This is a genomic window from Allobosea sp. P4_C6, from assembly GCF_056402015.1.
The window spans coordinates 88343-103596 of the sequence record NZ_JBFUIF010000014.1 but is presented as its reverse complement, the minus strand read 5'-3'; the positions used below and the strand labels follow the sequence as shown (position 1 = coordinate 103596).

Annotated in this window: 11 protein-coding genes; 3 read left to right on the top strand and 8 right to left on the bottom strand. The window is 66.8% G+C overall.

What is annotated here, in order from left to right:
- Window positions 1-35: 35 nt before the first annotated feature.
- The 5 genes from AC1DVA_RS12695 to bcsN are packed head-to-tail and all read right to left on the bottom strand — an operon-like array spanning window position 36 to window position 8723.
- Window positions 36-2204 (bottom strand): tetratricopeptide repeat protein, encoded by a 2169-nt coding sequence (locus AC1DVA_RS12695; protein ID WP_476806114.1) that lies wholly within the window; start codon window positions 2202-2204, stop codon window positions 36-38.
- Window positions 2195-3214, bottom strand: coding sequence for a family 8 glycosyl hydrolase (locus tag AC1DVA_RS12690; RefSeq protein WP_476806113.1), 1020 nt, complete (start codon window positions 3212-3214; stop codon window positions 2195-2197). The genes AC1DVA_RS12695 and AC1DVA_RS12690 overlap by 10 nt, the downstream gene beginning before the upstream one ends.
- Complete coding sequence (locus AC1DVA_RS12685) at window positions 3211-5661, bottom strand: cellulose biosynthesis cyclic di-GMP-binding regulatory protein BcsB (RefSeq protein WP_476806112.1); 2451 nt, start codon at window positions 5659-5661, stop codon at window positions 3211-3213. The genes AC1DVA_RS12690 and AC1DVA_RS12685 overlap by 4 nt, the downstream gene beginning before the upstream one ends.
- Window positions 5658-7841 carry a UDP-forming cellulose synthase catalytic subunit gene (gene bcsA, locus AC1DVA_RS12680; RefSeq protein WP_476806111.1) on the bottom strand — a complete coding sequence of 728 codons (2184 nt, stop codon included), beginning with the start codon at window positions 7839-7841 and terminating at the stop codon, window positions 5658-5660. Before bcsA ends, AC1DVA_RS12685 begins: the two co-directional genes overlap by 4 nt.
- Window positions 7842-7868: 27 nt before the next feature.
- The gene (gene bcsN, locus AC1DVA_RS12675; protein WP_476806110.1) at window positions 7869-8723 is read right to left on the bottom strand and encodes a cellulose biosynthesis protein BcsN; all 855 of its coding nucleotides are present in this window, start codon (window positions 8721-8723) and stop codon (window positions 7869-7871) included.
- 567 nt (window positions 8724-9290) lie between these two features.
- On the opposite strand from bcsN, the gene AC1DVA_RS12670 reads away from it, so the two are divergent.
- Complete coding sequence (locus AC1DVA_RS12670; protein ID WP_476806109.1) at window positions 9291-9575, top strand: hypothetical protein; 285 nt, start codon at window positions 9291-9293, stop codon at window positions 9573-9575.
- A gap of 87 nt (window positions 9576-9662) precedes the next feature.
- Here the strand turns inward: AC1DVA_RS12670 and AC1DVA_RS12665 are convergent, their stop codons facing one another.
- Window positions 9663-9890, bottom strand: coding sequence for a DUF2934 domain-containing protein (locus AC1DVA_RS12665; RefSeq protein ID WP_476806108.1), 228 nt, complete (start codon window positions 9888-9890; stop codon window positions 9663-9665).
- A 149-nt stretch (window positions 9891-10039) separates the two neighbouring features.
- Entirely contained in the window at window positions 10040-11062 is a 1023-nt protein-coding gene (locus AC1DVA_RS12660; RefSeq protein WP_476806107.1) for a bile acid:sodium symporter family protein, read from the bottom strand.
- A 96-nt stretch (window positions 11063-11158) separates the two neighbouring features.
- Here AC1DVA_RS12660 and AC1DVA_RS12655 point away from each other — a divergent pair, with 96 nt between their 5' ends.
- Together AC1DVA_RS12655 and AC1DVA_RS12650 are read left to right on the top strand one after the other, a co-directional pair.
- Window positions 11159-12046, top strand: coding sequence for a LysR family transcriptional regulator (locus AC1DVA_RS12655; protein ID WP_476806124.1), 888 nt, complete (start codon window positions 11159-11161; stop codon window positions 12044-12046).
- A gap of 152 nt (window positions 12047-12198) precedes the next feature.
- The gene (locus tag AC1DVA_RS12650; RefSeq protein ID WP_476806106.1) at window positions 12199-13257 is read left to right on the top strand and encodes a phosphatase PAP2 family protein; all 1059 of its coding nucleotides are present in this window, start codon (window positions 12199-12201) and stop codon (window positions 13255-13257) included.
- Window positions 13258-13300: 43 nt separating this feature from the next.
- Here AC1DVA_RS12650 and AC1DVA_RS12645 read toward each other — a convergent pair whose 3' ends face one another.
- Entirely contained in the window at window positions 13301-15253 is a 1953-nt protein-coding gene (locus AC1DVA_RS12645; protein ID WP_476806105.1) for a MacB family efflux pump subunit, read from the bottom strand.
- Between the last annotated feature and the right edge of the window lies 1 nt (window position 15254).

Here is a 15254-nt window from a genome sequence, read left to right as displayed (position 1 = left end):
CGCAGCGCCATGCCCATACGGCGCTGCGGGCTCTTCTAGTATCTGTTGCGCTGGGTCACATCGCGGATCGCGGTCAACCCCGACAACGCCTGGGGTGACTTGTTCGCCTTGTAGAGCGCCTGGAAGACCTGGTCGGCGTCATCGAAGCGACCGAGATTGAAATAGGACCACCCGCGCATCAGCATCAGGTCGGTGGTCTCGGGGGCGTAGCGCGCGCGGCCCGAAAGCGTGACCAACGCTCCGTTGAAATCCTTGGCATCGTATTGCGCGTAAAAGCGCTCCGAGAGGAGCAGGGCCGAGAGCTCGTTGCGTCGCGCGACTGGCAGCGCTGCGCTGCTTGCCGCCGCGCTGGCCTCCGTCGTCAATCCCTGCTGGATCTTGGCATAAGCCAGGCCCGCGGCTGCATCGGCGGCGACCTGGGCACTGCCGCTGCGCCGCGCCGCCTCGAAGGCCTCCGCCGCCGCAACCGGGCGCTTGAGGTTAAGCAGGCACCAGCCGCGCTGCAGGGCGGCCGCACCAGACGAGCCGGCACCGCAACTGCCGCTGCTCGGGCGTGCCGCACTCGGTCGGGGGGACGCCGCCACGACCGCCGTGTCGTCTTGTGCCACCGCGCGACGAGGGCGCTCCGCAGGACTGACGGGGCGAGATATGCGTTCCACGGGCTCGACGGCGGGCTCTATCCGCGAAACCGGACGCGTATCGGGAGCCACGGGTCGATCCGCCTGGGGCGAGGGCCTTCTGCGCGCGGGATTGAGAATGTCGGCGATCCGCTGGGAACGACCGCCCCATTCGGTCATGAGGGCCCGCAGCCCGCCTTGATCGCGCAGGCGCTGGCGCACGAGCGCGAGTCCATAGGCTGCCGGCTCGTAGCCGCGGTCCCATGACAGAGCCGTCTCAAACCAGGTGCCGGCCGGCACGGTTTGTCCCGAGTTGTAGGCATACCAGCCGAGTGCCGCCGCTCCGGGTGCGTAGCGGTCCGTTCCGACCGTCTTGACGATGCGTTCGATCACGTTGCGCTCGAGCCGCAACGGCGGCTCCTGAGTGAGCAGCGCGGTGACGACATCGAGATAGGCCTTGCGGTTGGCGGCTCCGGCCTCCAGCCATTGCGCGCCGAGCGTCTCGGCCTCCTGGTATTTCCGCGTCGCGCCCAGAGCGAGCACCGCGCCTTCGGCGGCCTTGGCGCCGCCATTGCGCGTGAGCGCGGTCTGGAACCATGTCGCGGCCTTGGCCGGGTCGTTGTGGTGGAGGGCGTAGAAGCCGAGCAGTATCGGGTCGTCCGCCGTGGCGGCAGCGTTGGCGAGCGCCTCGATGCGGCGGATATCCTCTGGCGTTGCGGTCTGAGCCGGGTCGTCGGCCGCCTTGCCGATATGGCGCCGCGCGAGCTCGTCGCGGATGCTCGCGAATTCGTTCTGCCGCTCCTGTGCGAGGAGCGGGTCGACGAAATTCTCCGGCAGCGTGGTGATCACCTTCTGCATCGTGCCGATCCGCTCGGCCGGGTTGGTGCAGTTGGCGAGAACATAGGCGTAGGCGTCGCGCGCGCGTTCCGGCTTGCCGGTCTGGACGAAAGCCTCGCCGACGCGCCAGAGCGCATCGACATTGGCGCAGGTCAGCAGGGCCGGCGTCTCGGTGCCGAGGCGGATGACCTGTTCCCACTGCCGGGCGTTCGATGCGTTGACGAGGCGCTGGCGGGCCTCGGTCAGATCGAGCTGCGCGACGAGATCGGCCGGCGCACGCCAGTTCGGATCGGCGCTGCTGCGCTGCGCTATCGCGGCGCGCACCTCGCCGTATTTGCCGTCGGCGAAGAGCTTCCACATCCGTTCGAGTTCGGGGTCTCCGACCTGGCCCTGCGATGTCAGGTCGGTCGGTGGCCTCCACTCGGGATAGAGCGCGCGCAGCCTGGCGAGCTCGGCTTCGAAGCGGCGGGTGTCGCCCTGCGCCGCGAAATAGCGCAGCGCGGTTTCGTCGACCTTCTGCGGTTGCGGCTGGGACTGTGGCGGCGCAGCCGCTGGCCGGCCGGGCACGCTGGGAGCCTGCGCCAGTTCGATAGCTGTTTCCGAGCCCGGCGTGGCCGATTGCGCCTGTCCCTCAGCCTGCGCGGACCGAATCATGGATTGCGACGGCTTTACGTCCTGGCCGTAGCGACCGAAGGCATAAAACGCGACGCTCGATGCCGCGACGAGGATCAGGGTCGATTTCACATGCATTGCGGATACCTCTCGCTCAGCATGGAGAGGGAGAGAAGGTGCAGGGTCGACGGATAGTAGAGCGTCGGCTGGAAGGTTTTCAGCTCCTCCGGAATCGGGGTGCCGTCGAGCGCGCAGGCCATGGCGGCGGCCAGAATGCGATAGCCGGCATCGGCCAGCGGCTCGACCGGCTTGCCGCTGCGCACATCGATGACCGCGGTGCCGTCGGCCCAGGCCTGCCGGAACGGCGCGAGGCGTGCCTTCTCGCCCAGCCCCGCGCGCAGCAGATAAAGCGGGATGCGGATCGCGTTGTAGCCGAACTGTGCGGGGAAACCTTCGGCCGGCTTTGGCTCGGCCCTGATCGACAGCCATTCGGGCGCCAGCATCTTTCGCTTCGCCAGATCGTCGAGCAGCTTGAGCCCGCTTGCCTGGAGCTGCATCCAGACGGGCTCGCCGGTCAGCTGGGCCATGACCGGGAGGGCCTCGAACACCCAATAGGACGGGTTGATCACGGGGCCGTCGGCGCGATCCTTTTCCGAAAAGCCGACTGCGGCCGGCATCAGCCAGACATCGCTGCCGCGCTTCATGAGCGCCACCTTCGCCAGCGAGCGGGCGATCTGGCGCGCGGCGGCGGTATAGGCCGGCATGGTCCAGCGGCTGCCGGCGCAGGCGAGGGCGTGGGCGATCAGCAGATCGCCGTCGCTGGCGTTGTTGATGTCGCTGACGCGTGGGGTTGCCTTCGGATCCCAGCGCCACGCCGCAAGCCCGTCGTCCCGGATGAGGAGTTCGGTGCGGGTGAAGGCGAAGATGCTGGCGAAGGTGCTGCGGTCCCCCGCCAGGCATGCCAGCAGGAGCCCGTAGCCCTGGCTCTCGCTATGGCTGATCCCGCCATTCGCATCGTCGATGACGCGGCCCTCGGCCGTGACGAATTTCTGCCGGTACAGCGCCCAGGCATCGGCAGGCACGGTCGCCTGCGCGTTGGAGAGGAAGCCGAAGAAGGTTGCGGCCAGCACGGCGAGAAAACGTTTCATGATCGACGCCCCAACCGTCCGAGCATGAGCGAGGTTCCAATGCCCAGCCCGATGCAGGCCGTGAGGAGGGCCAATGCGTAGATCCCGATATTGCTCGACATCCAGTTGGCGAAGACCAGCCGCATATTCGCCAGGCTGAAAGGCCTGGTCATGACGAAGGAGGTGCTGTCCGCGGAGATGATGTGGGCTTCCTGGGCACCGCGAAAGGCAGTGATCTTGCCGGCCATGCCCGCCCAATTACCGGGCGAGACGATCCTGTCCACCGTGCTTTCCAGCGCCTCCTCGCGGCGGGCGATGAAGGCGGTCCAGACCTGCCTCGTATCCGGGTCGGCCGCCTGGACGGCGATGAGATCGGTGCCCTCAGCCGGCTCGTAGAGCGTGGGCGCGCGCGAGGGGGTACGCAGCTGCGCGAAGGACAGGTCGAAGGTTCGCTGGAGCCATTGGTCGAAGGCGATGAAATAGCGTGCGAGCGGGCCGCCCAGCGAACCGCGCCAGCGCTCGCGGACGCCTTCCGTGGTCGGTGCCGCGCCGCCGGACGCTTCCGGCGTCGCTTGCCGGCCCTGCAGCCGGTTGATCACCGCATCGAAGACGGCGGCGCCTTCCGCATCCGGCGTCACCACCACGGCATCGGCGCGCAACGGCCAGGTCGCACGGACGTTGTCGGCGATGCCTACGCGCGGGAGCAGGCCGGCCGGCAGCTGTCCGGCGGCGCCGACGATCAGGACGGGCCGGTCCCCAACGGCCGCGGTGCCCGCCAGCACATCGACGGCGAGCGGCCGGCTGGCGCGCTGGGCGATGCGCGCCAGCAATGTCGTCGCGGCGCTGAGATTGGCGGGGTCCTGCCGGCCCATGATCAGCGCGACCCGCGATGCGACCGAATAGGGGAAGCCGGTGCCGGCGACCGCCGCGAGATTGGGGCTCACGCCGATCTTGGCGAAGTCGGGGATGGCAAGCGCGGTCGTGTCGAACAGCGCGAAGCGGCTCTTGCCGGGCAGTGTCGCCCCCGGCCCGCAGGCCAGGTCCGATTTCGTCACGGTGACGGTCTCGAACCAGACTTCGTTGACGCCTGGGCGGAAATGCCGAAGTGGCACGGTGATCGGAAACTGCTGGAAGAGACCGCCCGTTGCGGTATTGAGCGGCACGGTCGCGGCGACGTTGCCGTTGACGAAGATCTCGATATGGCTGTCGCCTGGAAGGACCTCGTTCGAGTAGGCACCATCCAGATAAAGCGTCGCCTCGCCATAGGCGTTGGCATAGAAGTCGCCGGGCATCGCGACGACCGCACGCACGCGCATGCGGCGCCCGGACGATTCCTGGGTGGCGATGCCGAGCTCGGAGAACCGCACCACCTGCCGGTCGGAGATGAAGGGCGCATCGGGCACGTGCCAGCTTGCGGTATCCATGGTCTTGCGGTTGATGTTGGCGGGCCGGGAAACCGGCGCGGTCAGGATCTTGCCGACGATCGCGTCGAGATCCGGCCAGCTTTCGCCGGTGACAAGCAACATGTCGGCGCCCTTCTTCGGGCTCGGCACGAAGCCGAGGAAGCTGCGGCCACCGGCTTCGGCGGGCAGCGCTCCCAGCAGGGCGCGTATCTCTTCGTTCGTGCCGAGTGCGACGGTCAGCGTCCCCGGGCGGACACGGTCCGGCATTTGTTCGGAGACTTTCACCGCCACCTGGCCATAGCGGCCGCGCAAGGCGAGTGCCTGTGCGACGGCGAAGATGCTGTTCGCCGAAATGGCGCGCGAGGCGCCGGGCGCGACGATGACGATCGTGGTCTGGCCGCCCTCGTCGGCGCCGATGGCCGGAAGATCGTCGATGCCGCGCAGGCGGAACTGCTGCGCGTTCGGGCCCTTGAACGTCAGCCGGGTGCCCGCGCCGTCGATGCGTGTCCACAGCTCATAGGTCGAGGCGACCGTGCAGTCCGTCCGATGCCGCTGCAGGACTTCGAAGCTGATCGTATTCTGCCCCGGCCGGAGCAGGCCCTTGCGAACCGCGGTGGAGCTATGCTTGAGGCGATCGGACGAGGCGATGGGCACCTCGATGATCCGCTCGCCATTGAGGCGAACGGCCAGCCGCGACACCTCCGGCATCACCACGAGCGCGTTCTGGAAGGCGACGTCGAGGCTCAGATCGGTTCCTGCTTCGTCCTGCGACAGGTAGAAGGCCCAGCTGCGCGTGTCGCTCTCGCCTTCGAGCGTGACACGCGACGCAGGCAGCAGCGGCTTGAACGCGAAAGCCGGAGCCGGGGTCGGCGCCGCCTCTCGCGATGGAGCGGGGGCAGGGGCCGCAGGCGGCGGCGCGGCCGGCTGCTGGCTCGGCGGGGCGATCATGAAGGGCGCCGGTGCGGGAGCAGGCGACGGCGGCTCCTGTGCGGCAAGATGCGAGATCAGCCCCAGCGCCAGCGGAGCGATCGCAGCCGCGAGAAGGGGTAATCCGAACCGCTTCATTCCGCCGCTCCCGGCCGCGAGGGAGAACGGGAAAACCGGTAGAGACCGAAGAAATAGGAAAGGCCGCGGCTGGTCTGGAATACCGCCATCCGCAGGAAGCGCAGCGTGCCGTAGATCACGCCCATGTTCTGGCGCCGCGCCTTCTGGAACTGGCTCCAGTTATCGGCGTCGGAGAATGCGAGGTCGGCGATGATCCGGCTGTGCAGCGGTTCGCTCGGCTCGTAGCTGCAACCCAGCATGAGCCCCTTGTCGTCGGGAGCAAGGCGCATGACGCGTACGGGCAGCGAGCCGCGCGGCATGTCGATCGTCGTCTCGAACGAAACCTGCCCGACGGTGCCGACCGGCACCTTGTCGAAATCCTTCGACATCACGCGGATGGCGATGCCGTCGACCGATACGTTCTCCGTGACGACCGGGGCGGTCCGGCCGTCGATGGTGATCTCGCCGCGGCGCTTCACGGCAAAGCGACGCGCGGCGCGGCCTTCCGGCCGCTCGGAGACGACGCCGAGCGCACAGCCCGCCATCAGCAGGTTGAGGATGTTCCACAGTCCCACGACCAGGGTCGTGTCGGCGTTGTACGGCTCCGCGACCGTGCGCCAGTAGGTCGCGATGACGCCGAGAAACAGCACGGCGAAGATGATGAAGAACGGTTTGCCGAGCTCGGAAACGCGCCTGCTTTCGAGCGACTCGTTCTTCGCCGTGACCTTGAAGGTCGGCTTGGTCGGCCTCAGCAGCACCGAGATCACCGCCGGCAGCAGGTAGACCGACTGGATGAACTCGTAGAGCTCGGAGATCCACGGCCAGCGATAGCGGCCGTAGAGATAGTTCTGCATCATCAGGTTCACCACCATGTAGCTGAGCACATAGGCGATGAACTCGGCGCCCGAGGCGGTGAAGATCTCCAGGCCGAAGAACAGGTAGAACAGCGGCGCGATCAGGAAGGTCAGCCGCGCGAAGGGGAAGAGCCAGAACAGGGCCGAAGACGAGTAGCAGAGGCGCTGCGGCAGGGAGAGGCCGCTCTTGAACATCGGGCGGTGGAACAGCAGGATCTGCATCATGCCCTGGGCCCAGCGCGAGCGCTGGCCGATGAAGCTGGTGAAGGTCGCCGGCTGAAGGCCCGCGATGAGCGGCTTGTCGACATAGACGCTGTGCCAGCCGGTCGCGTGCAGGGTGATCGCCGTCTCGGCATCTTCCGTGATGCTGCGCCCGGAGAAGCCGTTCGTCGTCTCCAGCGCGGTGCGGCGCAGGACCGCGGCCGAGCCGCAGAAGAACGAGGCGTCCCATTTGTCGAGGCCGCGCTGGATGATGCCGTAGAACATCTCGTTCTCGGAGGGCATCATCTTGAAGGTCTTGAGATTGCGCTCGAGCGGGTCGGGATTGATGAAGAAGTGCGGGGTCTGGACGAGGAAGAGCTTCGGGTCCTGCCCGAAATAGCCGACCGTCTCGGTCAGGAAGCTGCGCGCCGGAGCATGGTCGGCGTCGAAGACGACGATCAGCTCGCCTTGCGAGTTGGCGATGCCGTTGTTGAGATTGCCGGCCTTGGCGCTGATGTTGCGCTCGCGCGTCAGATAGGTGACGCCGAGGCCTTCGCACAGCGTCTGCAACGTCGCGCGGCGCTCCCGCGCGGCGCTGGCCCCGACGAAGTTGTCGGCATTGCATTTCTCGTCGGTGCCGCCGTCGTCGAGCAGAAACACCTTCAGGCGGCCTGGCGGGTAGTCCATCGCCAGTGCGGCCGAGAGCGTCGTCGCCAGAAGCTCCGCGTCCTCATTGTAGGAGGGGACGAAGACATCGACCGTCGGCGCGTTCTCCGGGTCGATCGGCGGCGTCTTGCGCTTGGGCAGCGGCATCGCGACGACGAACAGGCTAAGGAAGAGCATGCCGATATTGTAGAGCTCGGCGAGATAGACGATCAGGCCCGGGATGAAATCCTCGAGCTGGTTGACCGGCGGCAGCGTGCTGGTGGTGCGCCAATAGATGTAGCGCAGCACGATGGCGGTCCCGAGGCCCAGCGCGATCAGCCGCCAGACGCCGTAAGGCCTCAGGAATTTGAGGATGATCATCGCGGCGACCACGATCGCGCCGGCGATCAGATGCGCCTGCAGGCTGATCGGCAGCGTGATGAGCACCACGACCACGATCGCGGTGATGGCCCAGAAGATGACGTAGCTGGCTGTTCGCATCAGGCGTCCGGCAATCTGGGGTTACGCTCAGGGCGCGGGCGGCGGTGGAACGGTCGGATATCCTTCGAGAGGCTTGTCCGGGATGGGCTCGGGGGCTTCCTGCATACGGCGCTCGGCGCGCGGCGCCCGTGCCGGGCGCGGCCGTGCGACGGGCTGCTGCTCGAAGGCATCCGCGGCGGAGGCCTGCGGCACCGGATAGATCGGTGCTCCGGCCCTTCCGAGCTCCGGCGCGGGCGACGGCGCGTCACCGATCGGGTTCCAGCCCGGCCGCCGCAGCGAGGCGTTGATCGAATAGCTGTAGGCGAGGCGCAGCAGGCTCGCTTCCGTGGCGACGGGGTCGCAGACGCGGATGTGGACCGAGATCACCCCCGATCTCGGGAGGAATATGCTGTCTCCGTTCGCCATGCGCTGCCAGGCATAGAGGCAGGCCTCGCCGCCCGCTCCACGCCCGAAGGCGTAGCCGAAGGGGCCGAACTTGTTCTGGACGAAGACGGCTGCCGGGGCCATGGCGACGCCGGGCAGGTGCTCTTCCATCTCCTGTGCGATGGCGAAATCGTCGATGCTCGGTTCCCTCAGCAGATTGCCCTCGACGCCCATGCTGTCCGGGAGATCGGCGGCCGTCAGGAAGGCGACGTGGATCGCGTTCTCGCCAGGCGTGCGGCCGCGCGTCGCCAGGGAAACCACCTGCGAGACGGCGTTGTCGTAGCTGCGCTGCGTGACCCCGGTCACGGGGAGGCTGCCGGGCGGAGGCAGGGCCAGCGCCCTGCCGACATCGACGGTGACGGCTCGCGACGCGCTCATCAGCTCGGAAGTGGAGAGCTTCTGCTCGCCGCAGCCGGCTCCAGCCAGACCCAGGCAGGCTGCTGCTGTGTATATCGCCATGCGCCTAGCCGCCGGGCATCGCCTGGGCTGAGGCGGCCTCGAAACACTCATCGGCGAGCCGGTCGATGTCTGCTCGGCATCGTCATGTCTTGACCATTGGTTAATACAGGTTAACGCGCCGTTACCTTCGACCGTGTGACCGCAATACGACCGTCAGGCTCGAACCCCCGACCGCAATACAGATGATTCGCGAGATTATTCCAACCTTGGATCTTTGCCGGACGGAGTGTCCAGGGCGCGATGCCATGGCGATCAGGCGGTGCGGAGAGGCTCTTTGGTCCGATGATGACGGCCCGCCGACCAGCCGCATGGATTGACAAAGTGGTCGCTTCCGGGCGCCGGCACTTTGAAAACACCTGTTGAGAAGACGTCAGGCCGACGAATCAAGGATCGCATGCGAGCCAAATCGCCATGCAAGAACGGTCGATGAGACTGCAGGCGATGCAGGGCGGCCCGGGGCGTTCAAGTACAAAGCCTTGAGGGATACCGATTCTGCGATCCTCGCCATGGGCGCGGCATTTCCGCCGCGGGCTTGCGCCGTCGCGCCGGGCGCGGCAACAATGGCGGATGATCAGGATATCGATAGCTGCAATCGCCGTTGCCATCCTCGTGGCTGGCTGCGTATCGTCCCCGCCGCGACCGGTCTCGGGCGCGCCGGCTGCCTCGTCCAAGCGGATCGTTCGAGACAGCTTCCAGCTGATCCTACCGGACGGCACGCGCGTGAACCCGGACTCGACCGGCGGCTTCGAACTGCCCAACGGTGATTACGTCAAGCGCGATCCCGGCGGCGCGCTCATCCTGCCGACAGGCGCGCGCTGCCTGCCCGACCAAGGCGGATATCTCTGCCCGTGATCGCGTAGGTCAGGCTATGGCGGCCGGGAATGATCCTTCCGCCTTGTGGGTCTTGATCGCTATGAGCCGCTCGAATGCGGCGCCAAGTCAGCCTCCGTGCTGCTGCGATGCCTTGCCGTCTGCTGCCGCCGTTTCCGCGGCCTGCTGGCGCGATGGCGACGATGTGTTCTCGTCGTCGAGTACATGGTTGTGGCTGCGGTACGCCCATATTTCCTTGGCCGCTTCCCAATGCTCGCGGTCGCGGCCTTCGGGCTGGCCGTCCTTCATCCACAAGCCGTAGGCGATCTTCCTGATCTCGCGTTGTTCGTCCTGCATGGGTCGTCTCCATGACCGTTCCCCGTCGCGCGGCGGGGGATTTTGGCCTCAGGGAGTGCAACGGTCCTGCCGTGCAGGAGATCAACGGCATGCGGGCCGCGCTGTTCCGTCGCCGACCTCAGATTGAGGAGCGGCGCCGGGGCCAGGTCTCAGGCCTTGGCCGGGGTCAGTGCGGCGTCGGCGGATGGCTCCGCTTTCGGCTGAGCCGGGCGGCGCGCATAGCGCTGCGCCAGCACGGCGCAGGCGAAGAGCTGCGCCTGGTGGAAGAGCATCAGCGGCAGCACGATCAGGCCCAGTGCCTGGCCGGGGAAGAGGATGTTGGCCATCGGGATGCCGCTCGCCATGCTCTTCTTCGAGCCGCAGAAGACGATGGCGATCTCGTCCTCCTTCGAAAAGCCGAGGCGGCGGCTGAGGATGGTCGTGATCGCCAGCACCACCGCGAGCAGGACCATGTCGAGCAGCAGGATGAGGCCAAGATCGCCGAGCGTGACCTGCGACCAGATGCCGGCAACCATGCCCTCGCTGAAGGCGGCGTAGACGACGAGCAGGATCGAGCCGCGGTCAACGATAGAGATCGGCGCCTTGTGGCGCTGAAGGAGGGGCCCCACCCAGCGGCGCAGCAGCTGGCCGGCGACGAAGGGCAACAGGATCTGCAGTGCGATGCTCTCCACCGCCTTCGTGCTGAAGCCGCTGCCATGCGAGTTGAGCAGCGCGACGACAAGCAGGGGCGTCAGCACGATGCCGAAGAGGTTGGAAACCGAGGCGCTGCACAGCGCCGCCGCGACATTGCCCCGCGCGATCGAGGTGAAGGCGATCGAAGACTGCACGGTCGAGGGCAGGATGCAGACGAAGATCAGCCCGGCCACGAGCTCCGACGGCAACCAGCCACCGAAGAGGCGCGTCAGCAGGAGGCCGAGCAGGGGGAAGAGCACATAGGTGCTGGCGAAGACCAGCGATTGCAGCCGCCAGTGCAGCAGCCCCTCCCAGACCGCCAGCGGCGAGAGGCGCGCCCCGTAGAGAAAGAACAGAAGGGCGACCGCCACCGTGACGGCATCGTTGGCGATCTCGGCACCGACCCCGCGCGCCGGCAGGATGGCCGCGACCGCGACCGTCGCCATCAGCGCAATCAGATAAGGGTCGATGCCGAAGCGGGCGAGGGTGCGGCGGATCATCTGCGGTCCTTCAGGTGAGATGCTGCCTTCTAATCCTTTTCCGCCTTATTTTGATCCGGACTGGACATGATATCGCTCATCATGAATCATGATAACATGAAGCCGCTCGATCCCGTCCTGTTGCAAAGCTTCCTCAAGGTCTGCGAGACGCTGAGTTTCACCGAAGCCGCGCGGCAGCTCGGTCTCCGCCAGTCCTCGGTCAGCCAGCATGTCGCGCGATTGGAGAAGAGGGTCGGGCGGCGGCTATTGTCGCGCGACACACATGAGGTGCGCCCGACGCCGGACGGCGACGCCATCCTGCCCTTCGCGCGGGAGGTTCTGGAGGCCGGCAATCGGATCGAGCGCTATCTCAAGGGCTCGACACTGCGCGGGCGGCTCCGGCTCGGAGTTTCCGAAGACTTCGCCTATACGGCGCTGCCGGACATTCTGGCCGAATTCGCCATGCAGCATCATGCCGTCGATCTCGAACTGACGGTCGGCCTCAGCGGCCTGCTCTACGAGCAATACGATGCCGGCGATCTCGACCTGATCTTCGCCAAGCGCCGCAAAGGCGACGAGCGCGGGGAAGTCGCATGGCAGGAACGCCTCGTCTGGATCGGGCGGCCGGGTGCAAGATTGGCCGAGCAGCGCGAGGTGCCGCTGGTGCTCTATCCGCCGCCGAGCATTACGCGCGTCCATGCGATCGAGACGCTGGAGCAGGCCGGGCGCGCCTGGCGCGTCGCCTGCACCAGCGGCAGCCTTGCGGGCCTGCGCGCGGCGACGGTGGCAGGGCTCGGCATCACCGCCCATTCGGCCCGGCTGATTCCGCCGGGGCTGGCCGAGGTCGAGCCGCGCGAGGCGCTGCCGACGCTCGGGACGATCGAATTCGTCGTCATCGGCGGACAATCGCATCAGGAGGCGGCGCGGGCGCTTGCTGCCAGCATCCTGTCAGGTGCGGGGCGCCTCCTTCCTTCAGTGCCGACGCGGCGCGGCAGGAAGGTCTAGCTACGCATGCTCTGCGTCCAGCGAGGCGCATCTTCAGCGAGGCTCCTCACGTCGGAAGCATCGTGGTTCGGAACGGATATCGCTCCGCCGTTGTCAAACACGAAAGGAACTTCGTGGTAGCGAATACGGAGGTTCATTCGGGGGAGGAACCGATGCCTGTCGTGCTGATGTTCGCTGAGAGTTTGCGCCGCCACATCGGCCTCATCATCGTCGCTATATTCACGCTCGGTATCGCCATGCTCGTCAGCGACGAGACGAAGAACAGCCTCGACATGGACGGCGTCAGGATATTCGCCGGCTATCTTGGAATTGCGATCTGGTGTCTCGCCAGCCTCTATGCGGCGCATCGGCTGGTGTGGCTCGCCCTCGTCGCGCGCGATCCTTCGCCACTCAGGACATTCCTGAAGCCGTGCAAGAGCTTCCTCCTGGATGGCCCGCGCATGGCCAATTTTGTCGTGGGAATGGCGGCCATTACGGCCTTCGTTGCGGGGTTCGGCGTCCTCAAGGGCGCGATCGCCGTGCTGAACCCATTCAAATGGGACGTCGCATTCTCCGATATCGATCGCGGGCTGCATTTCGGCCGGTTGCCGCATGAATACTTCTGGTGGCTGATCGAATGGCCGGCGGGCATTTGCATCGTCAATCTCTTCTATAATCTGTGGTTCTTCATCATGATCGGAACCATTCTGATCACCGTCGCCGCTCGCGAAGATGCGCCCCTGCGCCAACAATATCTCATGACGTTCATGGCGATCTGGCTCGTCGCGGGGTTCTTCATCGCCACCGTCTTCTCTTCCGCCGGACCCTGCTTCTTCGAGGATCTGGGCCTCGGCGACCGCTACAAGCCGCTCATGGATGCGCTGGCGCGCTCATCCAAAACCTGGCCGATCTGGGCGTTGTCTACCCAGGACATGCTATGGGAAGGCTATACGGGCGAACGCCCGGGCGCGCTCGGGATCAGCGCCTTCCCCTCCATCCATGTGGCGACTTCGGTCCTGTTCGCCCTGTATTACAGCGAACGCCGGAAGCTCGTCGGGGTTTTCATGTGGATCTTCGCCGTGATCATTATGATCGGCTCGGTCGTCCTCGGCTGGCACTATGCGGTCGACGGCTATACGGGCGCGATCCTGGCCTGGATCATTTGGCGAGTCGTCGGAGTCTACACGCAGCGCAAGGCTGGTGTCGTCGAAGCGAGCGTCCAGCCGGCCTGATCGCGAGAACACGGCTTTCCGGATGCCTCGGTAGCCGCAGACCCTAATCCCGCGCCAGCGCGACCACCGGGTCGAGGCTCGCGGCGTTGCGGGCCGGCAGGAAGCCGAAGGTCAGGCCGATCAGCGTCGAGCAGGTGATGGCGACGGCGAAGGCCTCGCCCGAATAGATGAAGCTCACCTGCGAGCCCGAGGCTTCGAAGGCGAAGCCGATGGCGAGCGCCAGCCCGATTCCGAGCGCGCCGCCGATGAAGCAGACGAGCGAGGCCTCGATCAGGAATTGCTGGAGGATGTCGCCGCGGCGCGCGCCGACCGCCATGCGCAGGCCGATCTCGCCCGTGCGCTCGATCACCGAGACCAGCATGATGTTCATCACGCCGATGCCGCCGACCAGGAGCGAGATCACCGCTATCGAGGAGATCATCAGCGTCAACGTCGCGGTGGCGTTGGTGATGGTGTTGCGGATCTCGTCCTGGTTCAGGATGAAGAAGTCCTTGGTGCGATGGCGATGGGTCAGGAGTTCCGTCACGGCCTCCTGCGCCGCCGCCATCGGCGTCTCGTCATCGACGCGCAAGGTGATGCTGCGCAGCGAGAGATCGCCGAGGAAGCGGCCTTGCACGGTAGTGTAGGGCAGAAAGACCTGCGGGTTCTGGCTGCCGCCGAAGCCGCCCTGCTGCTGGCGCATCACGCCGACGATGCGGCAGGGCACGGAGCCGATCAGGATCACCGTGCCGATCGGATCGGCCGGACCTTGCGGGAAGAGCACGCCCTGCGCGTTCTCGTCGATGACGACGTCCTGCGCGAGCGTGCGGACGTCCGACGCGTCGAAGAAGGAGCCGCGCGCCAGCACGCTGCCGCGCACGTCGAAATAGCGTTCGCTGACGCCGTTGACCTGCGCGGTGGCCTCGATATTGCCGAAGCGGATCGTCGCGCTGGTCGTCACCGTCGGCGTCACGCTCGCGGCATAGGGCTGGGCAGCGAGGACCTGAGCGTCGAGCACGGTCAGGGTTCGGACCCGGCCGGAGCGCAAATCGCCGAAGCCGGCGCCGGGGAAGATTTCGAGCGTGTTGGTGCCGAGGCCGGAGATGTTCTGCAGCACGTTGCGCTTGGCGCCCTCGCCGAGCGCGACGACGCTGACGACGGCCGCGATGCCGATGACGATGCCGAGCATGGTCAGGGTCGTCCGCAGCTTGTGGGCGGCCATGGCGCGCACCGCCATGCCGAACGCCTCCTTCAGCCGGCCGAAGGCGGCGCGCAGGCGCCCGGCCGGCGGCGGGACGGGGGAGGGCGGAATCGCGGCTTCGGACTGAGGCGCCGTGCGCCGGTCGGCGACGATCCGGCCGTCGCTGAGCTCGATGATGCGATGGGCGCGCGCTGCGACATTCATGTCGTGAGTGACGAGAATGACGGTGTGGCCCTCGCGGTTGAGTTCCTCGATCAAGGCGAGCATCTCCTCGCCGCTCTTGCGGTCGAGCGCGCCGGTCGGCTCGTCGGCGAGGAGGACGCGGGCGCCGTTCATCAGCGCGCGTGCGACCGAGACGCGCTGCTGCTGGCCGCCCGAGAGTTCGGAGGGCCGATGCGTCGCACGGGTGGCGAGGCCGAGCCGCTCCAGCAGCATGGCGGCGCGTTTCTGGCGCGGGCCGGGCGTGATGCCGGCATAGATCGCGGGCACCTCGACATTGGCCAGTGCCGTCAGCTCCGAGAGCAGGTGGTAGCGCTGGAAGACGAAGCCGAAATATTCGCGCCTGAGCCGCGCGAGCTCGTCGGGATCGAGGTCGCGGGTCGGGCGCCCGTCGATCTCGTAGGTGCCGCCTGTCGGCCGGTCGAGGCAGCCGATGATGTTCATCAGCGTCGACTTGCCGGAGCCGGACTGGCCGACGATCGCGACCATCTCGCCCGCTTCGATGACGAGATCGGCGCCGTCGAGCGCGGATACGGTCGCTTCGCCGCTGCCGAAGTCGCGCCGCACGCCTGCGAGACGGATGAGCGGCACGCCCATC

Excerpts from the sequence above, each read along its gene's own strand:
- AC1DVA_RS12695 (WP_476806114.1), bottom strand. The coding sequence starts at position 2,204 with ATGCATGTGAAATCGACCCTGATCCTCGTCGCGGCATCGAGCGTCGCG.
- AC1DVA_RS12690 (WP_476806113.1), bottom strand. The coding sequence starts at position 3,214 with ATGAAACGTTTTCTCGCCGTGCTGGCCGCAACCTTCTTCGGCTTCCTC.
- AC1DVA_RS12685 (WP_476806112.1), bottom strand. The coding sequence starts at position 5,661 with ATGAAGCGGTTCGGATTACCCCTTCTCGCGGCTGCGATCGCTCCGCTG.
- bcsA (WP_476806111.1), bottom strand. The coding sequence starts at position 7,841 with ATGCGAACAGCCAGCTACGTCATCTTCTGGGCCATCACCGCGATCGTG.
- bcsN (WP_476806110.1), bottom strand. The coding sequence starts at position 8,723 with ATGGCGATATACACAGCAGCAGCCTGCCTGGGTCTGGCTGGAGCCGGC.
- AC1DVA_RS12670 (WP_476806109.1), top strand. The coding sequence starts at position 9,291 with ATGATCAGGATATCGATAGCTGCAATCGCCGTTGCCATCCTCGTGGCT.
- AC1DVA_RS12665 (WP_476806108.1), bottom strand. The coding sequence starts at position 9,890 with ATGCAGGACGAACAACGCGAGATCAGGAAGATCGCCTACGGCTTGTGG.
- AC1DVA_RS12660 (WP_476806107.1), bottom strand. The coding sequence starts at position 11,062 with ATGATCCGCCGCACCCTCGCCCGCTTCGGCATCGACCCTTATCTGATT.
- AC1DVA_RS12655 (WP_476806124.1), top strand. The coding sequence starts at position 11,159 with ATGAAGCCGCTCGATCCCGTCCTGTTGCAAAGCTTCCTCAAGGTCTGC.
- AC1DVA_RS12650 (WP_476806106.1), top strand. The coding sequence starts at position 12,199 with ATGCCTGTCGTGCTGATGTTCGCTGAGAGTTTGCGCCGCCACATCGGC.
- AC1DVA_RS12645 (WP_476806105.1), bottom strand. The coding sequence starts at position 15,253 with ATGGGCGTGCCGCTCATCCGTCTCGCAGGCGTGCGGCGCGACTTCGGC.